Annotated in this window: 16 protein-coding genes; 10 read left to right on the top strand and 6 right to left on the bottom strand. The window is 58.6% G+C overall.

From position 1 onward, the window contains the following. Positions 1-44 precede the first annotated feature (44 nt). Both GO988_RS19165 and GO988_RS19170 read left to right on the top strand, forming a co-directional pair. Positions 45-2,009: a peptidylprolyl isomerase gene (locus GO988_RS19165; RefSeq protein WP_198172911.1), complete on the top strand. Its 1,965-nt coding sequence runs from the start codon at positions 45-47 to the stop codon at positions 2,007-2,009. A gap of 73 nt (positions 2,010-2,082) precedes the next feature. Then, complete coding sequence (locus tag GO988_RS19170; RefSeq protein ID WP_157568594.1) at positions 2,083-2,889, top strand: mechanosensitive ion channel family protein; 807 nt, start codon at positions 2,083-2,085, stop codon at positions 2,887-2,889. A gap of 18 nt (positions 2,890-2,907) precedes the next feature. On the opposite strand, the gene rsmG is transcribed toward GO988_RS19170, so the two are convergent. The 3 genes from rsmG to GO988_RS19185 all read right to left on the bottom strand — a co-directional run bounded on the left by rsmG (position 2,908) and on the right by GO988_RS19185 (position 5,464). Beyond that, positions 2,908-3,522 (bottom strand): 16S rRNA (guanine(527)-N(7))-methyltransferase RsmG, encoded by a 615-nt coding sequence (gene rsmG, locus GO988_RS19175; protein ID WP_157568596.1) that lies wholly within the window; start codon positions 3,520-3,522, stop codon positions 2,908-2,910. Between the two features lie 170 nt (positions 3,523-3,692). After that, complete coding sequence (locus GO988_RS19180; protein ID WP_157568598.1) at positions 3,693-4,316, bottom strand: RNA polymerase sigma factor; 624 nt, start codon at positions 4,314-4,316, stop codon at positions 3,693-3,695. Beyond that, positions 4,307-5,464: a glycosyltransferase gene (locus tag GO988_RS19185; RefSeq protein WP_157568600.1), complete on the bottom strand. Its 1,158-nt coding sequence runs from the start codon at positions 5,462-5,464 to the stop codon at positions 4,307-4,309. Before GO988_RS19185 ends, GO988_RS19180 begins: the two co-directional genes overlap by 10 nt. A gap of 124 nt (positions 5,465-5,588) precedes the next feature. Here GO988_RS19185 and tgt point away from each other — a divergent pair, with 124 nt between their 5' ends. The 7 genes from tgt (at position 5,589) to GO988_RS19220 (ending at position 12,894) form a co-directional block, all read left to right on the top strand. Beyond that, the gene (gene tgt / locus GO988_RS19190; protein ID WP_157568602.1) at positions 5,589-6,719 is read left to right on the top strand and encodes a tRNA guanosine(34) transglycosylase Tgt; all 1,131 of its coding nucleotides are present in this window, start codon (positions 5,589-5,591) and stop codon (positions 6,717-6,719) included. Between the two features lie 11 nt (positions 6,720-6,730). Next, the gene (locus GO988_RS19195; protein WP_157568604.1) at positions 6,731-7,810 is read left to right on the top strand and encodes an LptF/LptG family permease; all 1,080 of its coding nucleotides are present in this window, start codon (positions 6,731-6,733) and stop codon (positions 7,808-7,810) included. A gap of 58 nt (positions 7,811-7,868) precedes the next feature. Continuing rightward, positions 7,869-8,795, top strand: coding sequence for a DMT family transporter (locus GO988_RS19200; RefSeq protein ID WP_157568606.1), 927 nt, complete (start codon positions 7,869-7,871; stop codon positions 8,793-8,795). A gap of 74 nt (positions 8,796-8,869) precedes the next feature. Beyond that, positions 8,870-9,646 carry an endonuclease III domain-containing protein gene (locus GO988_RS19205; protein ID WP_157568609.1) on the top strand — a complete coding sequence of 259 codons (777 nt, stop codon included), beginning with the start codon at positions 8,870-8,872 and terminating at the stop codon, positions 9,644-9,646. Between the two features lie 71 nt (positions 9,647-9,717). Next, on the top strand, positions 9,718-10,704 hold the full coding sequence (locus GO988_RS19210) for a radical SAM protein (protein ID WP_157568611.1): 987 nt from the start codon (positions 9,718-9,720) through the stop codon (positions 10,702-10,704). Positions 10,705-10,749: 45 nt separating this feature from the next. Beyond that, complete coding sequence (locus GO988_RS19215; protein ID WP_157568613.1) at positions 10,750-11,259, top strand: gamma carbonic anhydrase family protein; 510 nt, start codon at positions 10,750-10,752, stop codon at positions 11,257-11,259. A gap of 186 nt (positions 11,260-11,445) precedes the next feature. Continuing rightward, on the top strand, positions 11,446-12,894 hold the full coding sequence (locus GO988_RS19220; RefSeq protein WP_157568615.1) for a Gfo/Idh/MocA family protein: 1,449 nt from the start codon (positions 11,446-11,448) through the stop codon (positions 12,892-12,894). A 98-nt stretch (positions 12,895-12,992) separates the two neighbouring features. On the opposite strand, the gene GO988_RS19225 is transcribed toward GO988_RS19220, so the two are convergent. After that, complete coding sequence (locus tag GO988_RS19225; protein ID WP_157568617.1) at positions 12,993-14,318, bottom strand: hemolysin family protein; 1,326 nt, start codon at positions 14,316-14,318, stop codon at positions 12,993-12,995. 472 nt (positions 14,319-14,790) lie between these two features. Here GO988_RS19225 and GO988_RS19230 point away from each other — a divergent pair, with 472 nt between their 5' ends. Next, positions 14,791-15,276 carry an Lrp/AsnC family transcriptional regulator gene (locus GO988_RS19230; protein WP_157568619.1) on the top strand — a complete coding sequence of 162 codons (486 nt, stop codon included), beginning with the start codon at positions 14,791-14,793 and terminating at the stop codon, positions 15,274-15,276. Positions 15,277-15,349: 73 nt separating this feature from the next. Here GO988_RS19230 and GO988_RS19235 read toward each other — a convergent pair whose 3' ends face one another. Together GO988_RS19235 and trxA are read right to left on the bottom strand one after the other, a co-directional pair. Beyond that, positions 15,350-15,727, bottom strand: coding sequence for a hypothetical protein (locus tag GO988_RS19235; protein WP_157568621.1), 378 nt, complete (start codon positions 15,725-15,727; stop codon positions 15,350-15,352). 312 nt (positions 15,728-16,039) lie between these two features. Beyond that, positions 16,040-16,369 carry a thioredoxin gene (trxA, locus tag GO988_RS19240; protein ID WP_157568623.1) on the bottom strand — a complete coding sequence of 110 codons (330 nt, stop codon included), beginning with the start codon at positions 16,367-16,369 and terminating at the stop codon, positions 16,040-16,042. Between the last annotated feature and the right edge of the window lie 101 nt (positions 16,370-16,470).

Raw genomic sequence — 16,470 nt, forward strand, 5'->3', positions numbered from 1 at the left:
GCCGCGCGGGTGCTATTTGCGGAAGCAAACCTGTCTTTTGGCTGATGATTCATCTTTTCTTATCCCTGCTCCTGGCCCCGCCCCTGGCCGCCGCGCCGCCCACCAAGCCCGCGCACCCGTACGCCGACGCCACGCGCTGCCGCATCGCCACCGCCCAAGACGAGCGCCAAACAACTGCCCTGCTGCCCTTCCTCGTCGATAAAAACCCCGCCTACCGGGCCGCCGCTGCCGAGGCGCTGGGTTCAGTTCAAGATACCAAAGCCGTGCCTGCCCTGCTGCCGCTGCTGCACGACGCCACGCCCGCCGTGCGCCGCGCCGCCGCCTACGCCCTGGGCCAAGCCGGCGACAGCACCGCCGTGCCTGCTCTGGTTCAGCGCTTGGCGCAGCCTGAACCTAACAGCCCAGCCCGCCGCGCTACCTACGAGGCGCTGGGCCGTTGCGTCACAAAGCGCTCGGTGGGGCAGGTGTGGACGATGGCGCCGCCTGGCCCCGACAGCGCCGCCGCACCCGGCCGCGCCTGGGCAATGTACCGAATTGCCCTGCGCGGACTAGCTACACCTGAGGCAGTTAGCCAAGCCACTAAGCTGCTAAGCCAGCCTAAGCAAAACTTGGCGGCTCGCATGGGTGCTGCCGCCGCTTTCACGCGCATGCGCGGCCTCGACTCGGTGCTGGCGCGCGTAGCGCTGCCGGTGCTCCTAAAAGACGTGACCACGGACCCCAACTACTACGTGCGAGCCAATTGCGCCACGGCCCTGGGCCGGGTGGCGCGGCCCGCCGCCTACCTGGCTTTGCTGAAAGCGGCAAATACCGACGCCGACCATCGCGTGCGCATTGCCGCGCTACGGGCGTTGCCCAGCGAGCCTTCTATACAGAGCTTTGCCGTAGTCAAGGAAGCTTTGGTTCGGCCGCTGGCCCAGGAGGCCCTGACCGCCGCCGAGTGGCTGCTGAAAGTGCAGGTAGATACGGCTACCATAGCGTCCAGTGACTTTGCGGATGTCCGGCGGGTGCAGCACTGGCGCGCCCGTGCCACGCTGCTGCAAGCCGCGCTGCGCCATGCCCGTGTGGCCTTCCGCTCGGTTATAGCCGATAGCATTCGGCTGCGTTACCAAAAAACCGCTAATCAGTATGAAAAGGCCGCACTGCTTGCGGCATTGGGCGAAGACGTGAAGCAGTTCGGTTTTCTGGCCAAAGAAGCGGCCGCCACGAGTGGGCCGACCGTAGTGCCAGGTACAGCACTGGCCGCGCTCGTAAGCTTGCGGGGCAATAAAAGCTTTCCGGTTGCCCGGCAGGCCGATTTTACGGCTGCCCTGCGCCGGGCGCTGGCGGGCGGCGACGAGGCCCAGTTGAGTACGGCTGCTGAGGCCTTCGGCAACCCTACCCTGGTGCCCGCGCCTCAGCCCGCCGACTTGGCTGCCCTGCGCCAAGCCCGCGATAAACTCGTGCTTCCCCGCGAGATTGAAGCCTGGATTGGCTTGCAGCAAGCTCTGGACAAAATTGAAAAAACCGCGACGCCTACCCCCGCCCCGCGCGGCACCGCTCGCCAGCACCCCATTGATTGGGCGGTGGTACAAAGCGTGCCGGTAGGCCAGCGGGTGCGCGTAGCGACCACGCAGGGCGTCATTGTACTAGAGTTGAAAGTAGCCGAAGCACCCGGCGCTGTTGCCAGCTTTGTGGCGTTGGTGCGACAGCATTTTTACGACGGGCTATATTTTCACCGGGTGGTGCCCGACTTTGTGGCCCAGGGCGGCGACCCGCGCGGCGACGGCTCGGGCGGGGTACCCTACACGCTGCGCTCCGAGTTTGCGCAGCTCAACTACGGCGCTGGGGCAGTGGGCCTAGCCTCGGCGGGCAAGGACACCGAGAGCTGCCAATTCTTCCTCACCCACGAGCCTACCCCCCATCTCGACGGCCGCTACCCCATTTTTGCGCAAGTTGTGAGCGGCCTGGATGTAGTGCAGCGCCTCGAAATCGGCGATAAAATGCTGCGCGTCGAGCTGCTAAAACCGTAGTGTAGCCGCGTCGTAAAACGGTGCTTTGCCCCTGCCGCGCGCCGCAAGGTGTTCTTTAATAAGCGTGAAAAATATGCCTTTTGCCCCCGTTGTTTCTGCAAGCCAACTAGATAGTTTTATTGCTCGTCTGCAAACGATAGCCATTGTTTACTTACCCAAAGTAGTGACGGCCGTTGTGCTGCTGATAATTGGCTGGTGGGTTATTGGGTGGGCGAGCCGGTTGGTAGCGGCCGCCACCAACCGGCTCGATGTATCGCTTAGTTCCTTCTTAACCAGCATGTTTAGCATTGCCCTCAAGGTAATGCTGCTCATCACGGTGGCGGGCATGGTAGGCTTCCAAACGACTTCCTTCGTCGCTATTATTGGGGCAGCGGGCTTGGCCGTGGGCTTGGCGCTACAAGGCACGTTGGCCAACTTCGCCGGCGGCGTCCTCATCCTGATTTTCAAGCCCTTCACGGTGGGCGATGTTATTGAAAGCCAGGGCAAAAGCGGCACCGTGCAAGCCATTCAAATTTTTAATACCCTGCTACTCACGCCCCAAGGCGATACCGTAATTCTACCCAATGGCGCTACTTCCAACGGCGTAATCACCAACAAGGCGCACCCCCAGCGGGCGCAGGTAGAGGTGCAACTGGAGCTAGATAGCGCCACCGACCTCGCCGACCTGCGCCACCAAGCCCTACCCCTTATGCAAGGCCTTGACCAAGTGCTCGATACGCCTACTCCTCAACTCAGCATTGTGTCGCTCAAGCCAGGCGCTACCATGCAGGTGGCCTTCCAAGTCTACACGTTGCCGGGCCAAGAGGCCGCCGTGCGCAACCAACTCATCGAGCAGCTACAACTGCTACTGGCCAAGCCTCAAGAGGCAGCCTCGGCGTAGCAGGAGGGGGTAGGGCTGTTATACAGGCACTACCACTACTTTTTTGGTTTCAAAGAATTCTTCTGGGAAGAACTCGCTCAGCGCCACTACGCGGGCTACTAGGCCACTTTCGGCGATTTCCTCGCTCAAGTCGCCGCCTTTGAGGTAGTAAAGGCCAGCGCCCTTGGCTGGCTTGGCTTTGTAGCGGTAGGCTATCCAGGGGTGGAAGGTGGCAAGGCGCGCCACTGCGCGGCTCACCACAAAGTCAAACTTTTCGCTTACCTGCTCGGCGCGGGTTTGCTCGGCCGTAACGTTCGTCAGACCCAGGTCAGCGGCCATAAACTGCACAGCTCTAATCTTTTTGCCAATGCTATCGACGAGGTGAAACCGCACTTCCGGAAATAATATGGCCAGTGGCAGGCCCGGCAAGCCACCGCCCGTACCCACATCAAGCACCGCGCTACCCTTCGGAAACTCAACGACTTTAGCAATGCCCAGCGAATGCAGAATATGCCGCTCAAGCAAATTGTCGGTATCGGTGCGGGCTACCAGGTTTATTTGCGCATTCCAGGCTTTAAACTCGGTTTCGAGGCGCGCAAACTGCGCGAGCTGGTGCTTGGTGAGGGCTGGGAAGTGCTGGGTGAGAAGCTGCATCAAGGTGGGGTGAAAGCGGGGGGTAGGGAAATGCTAAAGCAGAACGTCATGCTGAACAAAGGGAAGCATTTTGGCCGCATTGATTGGGGGCTAATCCAACGAAGCGGCCAAGATGCTTCCCTTTGTTCAGCATGACGTTCTTATGGTCAAGCCAAGTAATAGCAATCGAATTAAATAAACTCTTTTTTGTCCTTCACCATGTCATAGAGCAGCTCGCGGGCGCGGTGCAGCTGCGCTTTTACGGTGCCAAGCGGGGCTTTGAGCTCGGTAGCGATTTCCTCGTAGCTCAGCTCGTCGAAGTAGCGCAGGCTCACGAGGCGCTGGTACTTGTCGGGCAAGCGCGACACAACGTGGCGCATGATTTCGATTTTCTGGTTCTTAATCGTCGTGTCGGCCGGGTTGAGGTCATTGTCGCGAAACTCCAGCTGAATTTCGTCGCCATCACCCATTTTCACGGCTGAATCAATACTCATTGTTTTGATTTTATTCTTGCGAATAAAGTCAATGCAGTTGTTGGTGGCAATGCGGAAAAGCCAGGTACTGAACGCAAACTCAGGGTTGAATTTGTGCAGGTTTTTGAAGGCTTTGGCAAAGGCTTCAATGGTGAGGTCTTCGGCGTCGTCGGGGTTGCGCACCATTTTGAGCACGACGTGAAACACCGGCTTCTTATAAATGTGCATCAACTCGGCATAGGCTTTCTCATCGCCGTGGTCTACGGCCGCGCGAATGAGCTTAAAATCGTGCCGGGCTTTGGACGAAAATTGCTTCTGAATATCAGAGGAGTTTACTTCCATTGGAGCGGGCGCCGGAAAAGGAGGGAACTGCCCCAGGCGCAATAAAGAACAAAGTACAGAAAATCAAGCAGTGGAATAGCTACTGCAGGTAGGTGCTGGCCTAACCGACGCGCTAGCGGTAAATAAGCCGCAAACAGCCACAATGTTCGGGCCAACCAGATTAATCCCAAAGATAGCAAATTTTTGGGCGTAGTTGCAGCCGCCAGCAGGACAGGACTGAGTAAATAAAAAAGTGCATTGCTGCCCATAAAAAAGGCCAAACGGCGGCGGTCGGCCGGCTGGTAGCGGCTGCCGGCCGACAGGTGCCGCCGCTTTTGGCGCCACCAGGCGGCCCAGGTAGTGGCCGGCACGCTCAGGGTCTGGGCGAGCGGGTCGGCTACTACGGCCACGCGGGCGCCCTGGGCCACTGCGTCCTGAACCAGCAAGTCGTCGTCGCCGCTGAGGCGGCGGATGTGGCTGGCAAAGCCCTTGGTGCTCTGAAAGGTAGCGCGCGTGTAAGCCAAGTTGCGCCCTACCCCCATGTAAGGCTGGCCAGCCCACGCCAGCCCCAAATACTGGGCCGCCGTAAGAAGTGTTTCGTAGCGGATAAGCTGGTTGAGCAGGCCCGGCTGCTCGGCATAACCCGAAAAGCCAAGTACCATATCGGCCCCATTTTTTTGGCTGAAGCCGCGTTGCATCAGGCGCAGCCAATCGGGGCCGGTGGGGCGGCAGTCGGCGTCGGTAAAGAGCAGTCGCTCGTGGCGCGCCGACTTGATGCCGAGCGTGAGGGCGTATTTCTTGGGCGAAAAGCCGGCCGGCGTGTGCGTGACCGTCACCAGCCGAAACCGGGTGGGGTAGTACTGCGCCAACTGCTGGGCGTAGAGGTAGGTGTCGTCCTGGCTGCGGTCGTCGATGAGGACCAGCTCAAAACCGGCGGGGTAGTCTTGGCGCAGCAGCAGAGGTATTAGTTCGCGCAGGTTTTCTAGCTCGTTGTGCGCGCACAGCATGATGGAAACCGGCTCGTCGTCGGGGCCTGGCGCCTCGGCGGGCAGCTCGGCCGGCCGCCGCGTGAAGGGCCGGAAATACCGCCCCCAAAACCACAGCTGCACCAAGAGCAGCGGCAGCAGCAGCAAGCAAGGAGGTAAAGAAAGGAGAACGGGTAATGCCACGGGACGAGCCCGCAAAGGTACGGCGGGGTAGGAGCCGTGGCTAAGCCAGTTCTTAAAAAACGGCCCCTACCCCCGCCGTACCTTTGCCGGAAGGTGGCGGGCGAGGCCATCTTTATTTCTTGCCATGACTTTTGACCTCCAAGCCCGCGACGCGGGCACCAAGGCCCGCGCCGGCCTGCTTACTACGGCGCACGGCAGCATCGAAACGCCCATCTTTATGCCCGTTGGCACGGCCGGCACCGTGAAGGCCGTGGGCCAGCGCGAGCTGAAGCACGACGTGCAAGCCCAGATTATTCTGGGCAATACTTACCACCTGTATTTGCGCCCAGGCCTCGACGTGCTGCAAGCTGCCGGCGGCTTGCACAAATTCAATGGCTGGGACCGGCCTATTCTCACTGATAGCGGTGGCTACCAGGTGTTTTCGCTCAGCGGCACGCGCAAGATTAAGGAAGAAGGCGTAACGTTTCGCTCGCACATCGACGGTAGCAAGCACCTGTTTTCGCCCGAGGGCGTGATGGATATTCAGCGCCGCATTGGGGCCGATATCATCATGGCTTTTGATGAGTGCACGCCCTGGCCCTGCGAGTACGACTATGCCCGCCGCTCGCTGGATATGACGCACCGCTGGCTCAAGCGCTGCATCGAGCGCCTCGATACCACCGAGCCGCTTTACGGCTACGAGCAGACGCTTTTTCCTATCGTGCAGGGGAGCACTTTCAAGGATTTGCGCGTGCAGTCGGCCGAGTTTATTGCCGAGCAGGGCCGCGCCGGCAATGCCATCGGGGGCCTGAGCGTGGGCGAGCCCGCCGAGCTGATGTACGAGATGACGGAGCTGGTCTGCGACATTCTACCCCAAGACAAGCCGCGCTACTTGATGGGGGTAGGGACGCCCGCCAACATCTTGGAAAACATTGCGTTGGGCGTCGATATGTTCGATTGCGTACTGCCAACCCGCAACGCGCGCAACGGCATGCTGTTTACCACGCAAGGCATTATTAACGTGACAAATAAGAAGTGGGCCGCCGATTTTTCGCCCATTGACGAAGAACTGGGCGGCCATGCCAGCACGTTTTACACCAAAGCGTACCTGCGCCACCTCATGCAGGCCAAGGAAATGCTGGGCGCCCAAATTGCTTCGCAGCACAACCTTACCTTCTACCTCTGGCTGGTGAAGGAAGCACGCAAGCAAATCGTAGCCGGCACGTTTGGCCCCTGGAAGACCGAAATGGCCGAGAAGCTGATGCGGCGCCTCTAACTCTGCGATTCATGAAGATTCTCGATAAATACATCATTGGCAAGTTTCTCACCGCGTTTTTTTTCACGGTAGTGATGCTGGTGTCGGTGATTTGCGTGATTGACTATACCGAGAAGAACGACGATTTTATTCACCACAATCTGACGTTCTGGCACGTTTTCACGCACTACTACGTCTACCTCTTCCCGTATTTTGCCAACCTGCTAGCGCCCATTACCATCTTCATTGCGGTGGTATTTGTGACGGCGCGGCTGGCGGCGCGCACCGAGTTGGTGGCCATGCTGGCGAGCGGTATGAGCTTTGAACGGCTGCTGCTGCCCTACACGGTAGGGGCGGGCATTATCGCCATTTTCACGTTTGGGCTTATCAGCTGGGTTATCCCAAAGGGTACTAAAGAGATAGTGCATTTTGAGAGCTTGCACGTGGAGGAGCCCTGGAAATTTGAGGGCCGCAACGTGCACATTAAGATTGGGCCGCGCAGCTACGCTTACCTCGAAAGCTATGATAATGTGCACAATATCGGCTTTCGCTTCGCTCTCGAAACCATCGACAGCACGGTGCTGCGCCGCCGCCTCACGGCCGACGCCATCACCTGGGATTCGGTGAAGCACGACTGGCACATGACGCCGCAAATCGTGCGCACCTTCCGCGGGCAAACGGAGGAAATGCTGCAAACCATTCCGGCCCGCGACACCACACTCAATCTTTACCCGAAGGACTTTGCCAGCACCTACCGCCTGGCCGAAACCCTGACTTCGCCCCAGCTAAACGACCTCATCCAAACCAAGATACTGCGCGGCGCCAACGACACGGCCCAGTACCTGAGCGTGAAGTATGAGCGCTACGCCTACCCCTTCGATATCATCATTCTCACGCTCATCGGCGTGGTGCTGAGCGCCCGCAAAAGCCGTGGCGGCGTTGGCGGGCAAATTGCGCTGGGTTTCGTGTTGGCGTTTATCTTTATCATTTTCGTGATGCTCTCGCGCAACCTGGCGTCGGTGGGCAGCCTACCCCCCATGCTGGCGGCGTGGGTGCCGGGCATGGTTTTCACCGTAATTGGGCTGGGGCTATACCGGGTGGTGCCGAAGTAAGGGGGTAGGCTGCCTGCCCGCACTCATTGTCGCTCCTCCTCGCAAGGACAAATCTGTTATGCTAAAAGACTACCTGCGCCTTCACTTCATCGTGCTACTTTGGGGCTTCACGGCCATACTGGGGCGGCTATTGTCCCTACCCCCCGTCGAGCTGGTGGAGTGGCGCACGGGGCTAGCCACGCTAGGCTTGGGCCTGCTGCTATTGGCACGGCGGCGGCCGGGCAGTGCTGGCAGCTGGCCCGAAACCCTAAAGCTGCTAGGTACCGGCGCGCTAGTAGCCACGCACTGGATAACGTTCTTTTTGGCTGCCCGGCTGTCGTCGGTGAGCGTGTGCCTGGCGGGTTTGGCTACGCTAGCCCTGTGGACGTCGCTGCTTGAACCCTTGCTGCTAAAGCGGCCCGTGCGCAGCTACGAAATCGGCTTGGGGCTGCTATCGCTGCTGGGGCTGTGGCTGGTGAGTGGCGCGGCGCCTACCCAGTTGCTGGGGCTGGGTGTGGCAGTGGTAAGCGCGGGGCTGTCGGCGCTATTTTCGATTATCAATTCGCGATTGGTGCGGCGGCACGAGCCGTTGGTGCTCACGCTCTGGGAGATGGCCGGTGCCTGCTTGAGCGTGGCGTTGTTTCTGCCCTTCTACGCCCGGTTTTTTACGCCCGACCACCAGCTGCACCTAGCGCTGCACGGCTACGACTGGCTGTGGCTGGCGCTGCTGGCTGGCGCCTGCACGGTGTACGCCTTCGCCGCGTCGGTCGAGCTGATGCGGCGGCTTTCGCCCTTCGCCGTCAACCTCACCATCAACCTGGAGCCGGTGTATGGCATTGCGCTGGCCGTGCTTTTCTTCGGCGATAAGGAGCGCATGGCGGGCGGCTTCTACCTCGGCACGGGTCTTATTGTACTAAGCGTGCTGCTGCACCCGGTGGTAGAGCACCGCATGAAAAAATACCGCGAGGCCCGCCAAACGCAGCCCGAAAGCCTAGGTCTTAACTAAGGGGGTAGGGCCACCAACCACCAATTTTTGCGAAAGACCACAACCCGGCCGGCCGCTCTGCGGTACAGCCGCTTATGCCTGCTACTCCTACCTACGCCGCCGCGCCACTCGACAAAGCCCTGGCCGACCACACTATCCTGGACGACTTTTATGGCCGGGTGCCCACGGCAGCGCGGCGCACGCCCATGCGCGAGCTTATTTCGACGCTGCTCTCGCACCGCACCACCCACGCCGACGAAGAGCTGGCCTACGACCGGATGCTCGAAGCTTTCGGCGATTGGGAGGGTGTGCTGGCCGCACCGCTCGATGACCTCATTCACGCCATTCGCACCACGCGCTGGCCGGCCACGCAGGCACCGCGCATTCAGGAAATACTGGGGCGCATCAAGACCGAAACGGGCGGTTCGTTCGACCTTAATTTCCTGGCCGACTGGCCCACCGAGCGCGGTATGACCTGGCTCACCGACATGCCCGGCATTGGCCTCAAAACGGCATCGCTAGTGCTGCTCTTCAACTTTCGCAAGCCCGTGCTGCCCGTCGATGCGCATGTGCACCGCGTGATGCAGCGCCTGGGCGTGCTGGGCCCCAAGGTATCAGTCGAGAAAGCCCACCCGGTGCTGCTCGACTTACTCAAGCCCGAGCTTGACCCCGAAGGGCTATTCAATTTTCATAAGCACAACTACTGGCACGGCCAGCAAATTTGCTTTTTTCAGCGGCCCAATTGCCCACGCTGCCCGCTCAAAGGCTTCTGCAATTACTACCTCGAGCATTTTGGCGAAGCCACGCCCGAAGCCCTGGCCGCTACTCCCGCGCATTGGGACGCGGCTGCCTGGGGTAAGCTGCCGCACTAACTTCGTAGCGCAGACTTTGTAGGCCGCGTTTGGTTATTCAAGCGCGCACTGCTACGCCTGCGCCCTTGCTTATGCGTCTTGTTCGCCACCCGGTTCTCTGCAATTACTACGTCACGTACCGCTGCAACGCGAAGTGCTCGTTTTGTGATATCTGGGAAAAGCCTTCGCCTTATATCACCCTAGCTGATGTGGAAGCCAACCTGCGCGACCTCAAGCGGCTGGGAGTCAATGTAATCGATTTTACGGGCGGCGAACCATTGCTGCACCGGCAATTGCCTGATTTTCTGGCGTTGGCGCGCAAGCTGGGTTTCATTACTACCGTCACGACCAACGGCCTGCTCTACCCAAAAAATGCTGAAAAGCTGCGCGGCCAGGTCGATATGCTGCACTTTTCGCTCGATTCGGCCGACCGCGCTACCCACGACCTCGGGCGGGGGGTAGCCTGCTACGACTTCGTGCTCGAAAGCATTCGCGTGGCCAAAGAGCTGGGCGAGAAGCCGGATATTCTGTTCACCGTTTTTCGCAAGAATTTAGCCGACTTAGAGGCAGTGTACCGCGACATCACGCAGCCCAATGGCTTGATGCTCATTATAAACCCCGCCTTTGAGTACGGCGAGGTCGAAACCGGCGAGCAACTCACCGAGGAAGAATTGAGCTACCTCTCCGCATTCGGCAAGCGCAAGGGCGTGTACCTAAATGAAGGCTTTATTGCGCTGCGGCGCGACGGGGGCAACCACGTAGCCGCGCCCGTGTGCCGGGCGGCCAGCACCACGCTTGTCATCTCGCCCAACAACGAGTTGGTGCTGCCATGCTACCACCTCGGCCAGCAAAAATTTCCCATCGACGGCCACCTCTTCGACCTCTACAACGCGCCCGAAACCCAGCGCCTTGCTGCCCTCGAAGGCCGCCTCCCCCAGTGCGAGGGCTGCACCATCAATTGCTACATGCAGCCCAGTTTCGCAGTCGAAACCAGCAAGTATTTCTGGCAAGCCTTACCCAGCACCTTAAAGTACAACTGGGAAAAAGGCACCTGGAAACGGTTGGTTTTCAGTAATTAATCGGTTCCGAGAATAAGTTAACAACGTCCTGCTCACTGCTCACAAATGCCAGCTCTCATCCTCCCCGTTCACGGCATCCTGCCTACCATCCCAACCGATTGTTTTGTCGCTGATAACGCTACCATTGTGGGCGATGTGGTGCTGGGTCGGGGCTGTACCGTGTGGTTTACGGCCGTAGTGCGGGGCGATGTTAACAGCATCCGTATCGGCGACGAAACCAATATTCAGGACGGTGCTGTGCTGCACTGCACCTACGAAAAGGCGGCGCTCACCATTGGCTCGCGCGTTAGCATTGGGCACCGGGCGTTGGTGCATGGCTGCACCATTGCCGACGATGTGCTTATCGGCATGGGCGCCATCGTAATGGACCATGCCGTGGTAGGGCAGGGCTGCCTCATTGCGGCCGGCGCCGTAGTGCTCGAAAATACCGTGTGCGAGCCCGGCTACCTCTACGCCGGTGTGCCCGCCAAAAAAATAAAGCCCGTGAACCCCGAACAAGCGGCGGGACTGCGCCGCACGGCGGCCAACTACCAGTTATACGCCAGTTGGTTTTAACAGCAGTGGCTAGCCAAGACAGCACAACGTGCTAGCGCTGAGCAAGCAGGGTAAGCAGTTGCTGCGGGAAGAAATTAGTGCTGCGTAAGGCCGGCCCTACCCCCCGGTGGGCCCCGAAGCTAGGGAATAACTCCCGGCAATTCCGTACCTTTTGCCCTCTTTCCCACCTCAGCCACTAGCTTTCTCATGAGCGAGTTTCCCGAACCTGCGTCTCGGCGCAAATTTCTTAAAAGCAGTGCCGTAGCTACGGCCGGTATTCTGATTGTGCCGCGCTTTGTGCTAGGCGGCAAAGGCTACACTGCCCCGAGCGACCAGCTAGTCGTGGCGGGGGTAGGGGTAGGCGGCAAGGGCGAAAGCGACTTGGCTATGTTTGCCAAAACAGGTAAAGTCCGCATTGCCTACTTGTGCGACGTAGATGACCGCCGCGCCGCCAACTCGCGCCAAGCTTTTCCGCAGGCTACGTACTACAAAGACTGGCGCCGGCTGCTGGATAAAGAAGCTAAGCATTTCGACGCTATGTCGGTATCTACGCCCGACCACAACCACGCCGCCGTAACGCTTGCCGCCATGCAGCACGGCAAGCACGTGTACGTGCAAAAGCCGCTGACTCACGACATCTACGAAGCACGCGCCCTCACCGAAGCCGCCAAGCGCTACAAAGTGGTGACCCAAATGGGCAACCAAGGTGCCTCTAACGACGGTGTGCGGCAGCTCCAGGAGTGGTACGACGCTGGCCTGCTCGGCGATGTGCACACCGTGTATTGCTGGACCGACCGCCCCGTGTGGCCCCAGGGCATTCCGTGGCCTACCACGGCCGTTACCCCGCCGCCTACCCTCGACTGGGACTTGTGGCTCGGCTCGGCGCCCTACCGGCCTTTTGTAGAAAAGCTAGTGCCTTTCAACTGGCGCGGCTGGTGGGACTACGGTACCGGTGCGCTCGGCGATATGGGCTGCCACCTGCTGGAGGCGCCGTTTCGTGTGCTTAACTTGCAATATCCCAGTGCTGTGCAAGCCAGCGTGGGTAGCGTATATGTGGATGAATTTAAGCGCGGCTACTTCCCCGATAGTTGCCCGCCGTCGAGCCACGTTATCCTGCGCTTCCCCAAAACCAACAAGACCAAGGGCGACATCACCGTGCACTGGATGGACGGCGGCATTCAGCCCGAGCGCCCCGCCGAGCTAGGCCCCAACGAGGTATTTGGCGACGGCGGCAACGGCATGCTCTTCATTGGCGAGAAGGGCAAGATGATGGCCAGCACCTACTCCGCCGACCCGCGCCTGCTGCCCACCAGCCGCACCCAGCAGGCCCAGGTGCCCCAAACCCTAGCCCGCGTGCCGGGCGGCGCCAATGGCCACTATGGGCAGTGGGTAGAGGCCTGCCTGGCTGGCTACGGCAAAAAACAGGTAAGCTCGCCCTTCGAGCTGGCCGGCCCGCTTACCGAAGCGCTGCTCGTGGCCAACCTAGCCATTCGGGGCTACGATTTGCAGCGCCCCAAAGCCACTGGCCAAGGCATGGACTACCCCGGCCGCGGCCTCGAACTACTCTGGGACCCGAAGCAACTTAAAGTCACCAACCTGGACGATATTAATCGCTTCGTTAAGCGCGACTACCGCCAAGGTTGGCAGCTGGGGTAGAGGCCAGCTAACGTCCCTACCCCCTCCATATAACCACAACGGGCGCCTTACCACTCATGGTAAGGCGCCCGTTGTGGTTATATAAGCCAAGGTATTGGCTAGCTCTCTATCGGGTCAATCTCAGGCGATGTAGTCGTAGTCAGCACCCGTAATTGCACCAGTTCTACTACGCGCAGCGCCCGCTTCAGCACCCGGAACTCGTAGGGTTCGAGCACGGCTACATCGCCAACTTCCGGAATATTGCCGTAGAGCACGTTGAGCAAGCCGCCCACTGTTTCGTAGTCGTCACCCTCGGGGAGGGGGTAGGGCAGATACTCATTGGCATCGGAAATGGGGGTAGAGGTACTGACGCGGTATTCGGTTTCGGATACCTTCTCCACCACCGGCACCTCGTTATCGTACTCGTCCTGGATTTCGCCTACAAGCTCCTCCATAATATCCTCGATGGTGACGATGCCCGACACGCCGCCAAACTCGTCGCTTACCACGGCCATCATCAAGTGCTTGCGCTGAAACTGGCGCAGCAAGCGGTTGATTTTCTTGGTTTCAGGCACGAAGTAGGCCGGGCGCATAATGCGGGCCAGCTCGATGGGCTGCTGCTGGCGCACCAGTGGCAGCAAGTCCTTGACGTAGAGCACGCCCACAATGTTATCGATATTGCCCTCGAACACCGGGAGGCGCGAATAACCTTCACTGAACACCGTTTCGAGAATCTCGTCGTCGGTGGCGTGCACGTTGATGGCCGACAGCTTGGTGCGGGGCACCATTATCTGCTTTACCATGCGGTCGTTGAACTGGAAAACGTTCTCAATCAGCTCGTGCTCCGAATCCTGGATTTCGCCGCTTTCCTTGCTCTGGTCAATCAGCAGGCGCAGCTCGTCGGAGGTATGCGCCTCGTTGCCGTGCACGTTGTCGATGCCTATGGCACCGAGCAGCATGTTGGAAGCCTTCGACAAAAACCAAGTGAGGGGTAGAGTAGCCACGTAAAACGCCCGTAGCGGCAGCACCAACGCCATGCTCACAGCCTCGGGCCGCTGGATGGCCAGCGCCTTCGGAAATAATTCGCCAAACAGCACGTGCAGCACCGTGATGATAACCAAGCCCGACACTACCGCAATGCTGTGCGCTGCAGCCGGCGCCAGGCTAAAGCCCAGCTTATTGACCAAACCTAGAATCAGCTCGGTGGCTACTTCTTCGCCCACGGCACCCAGTATCAGCGAGGCGATGGTGACGCCGAGCTGCGTGGCCGACAGGTAGCTGTAGAGCTTATGCAATACGCTAAGCGCCTGCTGTGCCAAACGGCTGCCTTCCTTCGCCCGAATTTCTAGCTGTGAGAACCGGACGCGGATGAGCGAAAACTCAGCCGCCACAAAAAAACCGTTTACTAAAACTAGTAATAGGGTAAGTAATATTTTTAAGCCCATGTGATTGGCCTCCCTTAGACGCAGACGGTCGGGTGGCCTAGTTGTTACAAAAGTACGCAGGTTAGCAAGGGGAGTTCGCGTCGGCCGGCTAAATGCTTAGGGTTGGGGCAGTAATAGCCACCTTCCACCAAACAAACAACTGTGCGTAAGACGCGAAAAGGCGGCTTCCGCCAGGAAGCCGCCTTTTGCTAAGGCTGTAGCGGAAGGACTTGAACCTCCACGAAGTGGTTAGATACAAGTGCCGAAGCACCTGCACTTTATCCCAGTGTCTTCACCCCCGAGATAGGAGGGCGTGTCTGCCAGTTTCACCACACTACAAGGTATTTATTAAAACGGCGCTTCCGTTTACAGGAGACAAAAGTACGTATAGTACCAAGTACTTAGCAAATTTTTGGGCTTAAATTGCCGAAAATCTCTTGGCAAGCCCTAATATAAGGCTACTTTTGATGCCATCTTTTGCTGCTATTTTTCCATGGCCCGTACTTACGAGCTCGACGACATCGACTACCGCATTCTGAATCTATTGATGCAGGATGCGAAGATGCCGTATACTGAAATTGCTCGCCAAGTGCACGTGTCGGGAGGCACCGTGCACGTGCGCATGAGCCGCCTGGAAGAATTGGGAATCGTGCGCCGGGCTACGCTCGACCTCGACCTACCCAAGCTCGGCTACGGTATGCAGGCTTTTGTGGGCGTCTATTTGCATAAAAACTCGCTGTACCTGAGTGTTATAGAAGCGCTTCAAGCTATTCCGGAAGTAACGGATGCCTACGCTACTACCGGCTCGTACGGCTTGTTTGTGCGGCTGGTGTGCCGCGACACGCAGCACATGCGCAACGTGCTGCACGACCAAATTATGTTTATCGAAGGAGTAGAGCGCACCGAAACTCTAATTTTGCTAGACCAAGCTTTCAGCCGCGCTGTGCAGCTTAGCAATCCCGACCAGGTTCAGCAGTAGCTTATTATGTGCCAAAAAGGGTGCTACCCCCGTGCGGGGGTAGCACCCTTTTTGTGGCCATTATGGCCAGCGCTTACATCTTGGTTTTGCTGGTAGTTGTAGTGGTTTTGTTGGCCTTGTAGCGCATGTCGGCGGTGCCGTCGGCCTTGGTAGGGCCGGTTTGCACGCTAGAAGAAGTGGTAGTTTTATTGGCCTTGTAGCGCATATCGGGCGTACCATCGGCCTTCATTTTAGCAGCAGGTGCAGAAGCCGATTTCGCCGGGGACATTAGGCCGGTTTTCGACGTGGTAGTGGTGGTATGCGTCACCTTAGCCGGCGCTTGGGCTGCCTTGGTGGTGGTCATCTTGGTAGAGCTGTTGCTCATGGTGCTGGTGGCGGGGGCAGTTTGCGCCTGCACCGACAGGCCGCCGATTACCAGCAAGGCGGAAAGAAAACTGAGAATACGTTTCATGTGAAAAAGAAAAAAAGGTGGGAGAAGACAAGCGCGGCGGTGGCCCGCCGCAATAGGGCGGAAATATAGAACCTTTAGCCCAAAGTAGGGGGTAGGGCCCAGGCGAGGTATCTCACATAATCCTTCTTCACAGCAACCCAAAATTCATTCCAGCTTTTGAGGCCATCCTAGGGCTTGCGAGTTACTGCTTTCTTCGCGTAGCAACTCGGCTCTAGTAGCTGCCCAATAGCTAAGCGCCGCAGTTGGCTTTAAATAGCAAAAGCCCCGCACCAAGAATGGCGCGGGGCTTTTAGAAGAGAAAGTACTAACTGCTTAAACAGTTACTTGGGCTTCTAGCTTCTGGGCGAGCACGTGCTTGGGCACGGCGCCTACTTGCTTATCCACAATCTGACCGTTCTTAAATACCAGCAGCGTTGGAATGCTACGGATACCGAACTTCATAGAAGTCTGAGGGTTAGCGTCTACATCTACCTTGCCTACGATGGCTTTGCCTTCGTATTCGCCAGCCAGTTCTTCTACTACTGGGCCTACCATGCGGCAGGGGCCGCACCATTCGGCCCAGAAGTCCACGAGTACCGGCTTATCCGAGTTGATAATCTCCTCGAAGTTGGCATCGGTTATTTCAATTGCTTTGTGCGCCATGACGCTAAGAATTTAAAGTGAAAAAACGTCCGGCGTGTACGGCCAACGCGGCCGCAAGGTAGCGGAGTGGTGGTAAAACAAAGAGGGGGTAGGAAAGTTCA

It is taken from the genome of Hymenobacter ginkgonis, assembly GCF_009755225.1.
GTDB lineage: Bacteria > Bacteroidota > Bacteroidia > Cytophagales > Hymenobacteraceae > Hymenobacter > Hymenobacter ginkgonis.

Excerpts from the sequence above, each read along its gene's own strand:
- GO988_RS19165 (WP_198172911.1), top strand. The coding sequence starts at position 45 with ATGATTCATCTTTTCTTATCCCTGCTCCTGGCCCCGCCCCTGGCCGCC.
- GO988_RS19170 (WP_157568594.1), top strand. The coding sequence starts at position 2,083 with ATGCCTTTTGCCCCCGTTGTTTCTGCAAGCCAACTAGATAGTTTTATT.
- rsmG (WP_157568596.1), bottom strand. The coding sequence starts at position 3,522 with ATGCAGCTTCTCACCCAGCACTTCCCAGCCCTCACCAAGCACCAGCTC.
- GO988_RS19180 (WP_157568598.1), bottom strand. The coding sequence starts at position 4,316 with ATGGAAGTAAACTCCTCTGATATTCAGAAGCAATTTTCGTCCAAAGCC.
- tgt (WP_157568602.1), top strand. The coding sequence starts at position 5,589 with ATGACTTTTGACCTCCAAGCCCGCGACGCGGGCACCAAGGCCCGCGCC.
- GO988_RS19195 (WP_157568604.1), top strand. The coding sequence starts at position 6,731 with ATGAAGATTCTCGATAAATACATCATTGGCAAGTTTCTCACCGCGTTT.
- GO988_RS19200 (WP_157568606.1), top strand. The coding sequence starts at position 7,869 with ATGCTAAAAGACTACCTGCGCCTTCACTTCATCGTGCTACTTTGGGGC.
- GO988_RS19205 (WP_157568609.1), top strand. The coding sequence starts at position 8,870 with ATGCCTGCTACTCCTACCTACGCCGCCGCGCCACTCGACAAAGCCCTG.
- GO988_RS19210 (WP_157568611.1), top strand. The coding sequence starts at position 9,718 with ATGCGTCTTGTTCGCCACCCGGTTCTCTGCAATTACTACGTCACGTAC.
- GO988_RS19215 (WP_157568613.1), top strand. The coding sequence starts at position 10,750 with ATGCCAGCTCTCATCCTCCCCGTTCACGGCATCCTGCCTACCATCCCA.
- GO988_RS19220 (WP_157568615.1), top strand. The coding sequence starts at position 11,446 with ATGAGCGAGTTTCCCGAACCTGCGTCTCGGCGCAAATTTCTTAAAAGC.
- GO988_RS19225 (WP_157568617.1), bottom strand. The coding sequence starts at position 14,318 with ATGGGCTTAAAAATATTACTTACCCTATTACTAGTTTTAGTAAACGGT.
- GO988_RS19230 (WP_157568619.1), top strand. The coding sequence starts at position 14,791 with ATGGCCCGTACTTACGAGCTCGACGACATCGACTACCGCATTCTGAAT.
- GO988_RS19235 (WP_157568621.1), bottom strand. The coding sequence starts at position 15,727 with ATGAAACGTATTCTCAGTTTTCTTTCCGCCTTGCTGGTAATCGGCGGC.
- trxA (WP_157568623.1), bottom strand. The coding sequence starts at position 16,369 with ATGGCGCACAAAGCAATTGAAATAACCGATGCCAACTTCGAGGAGATT.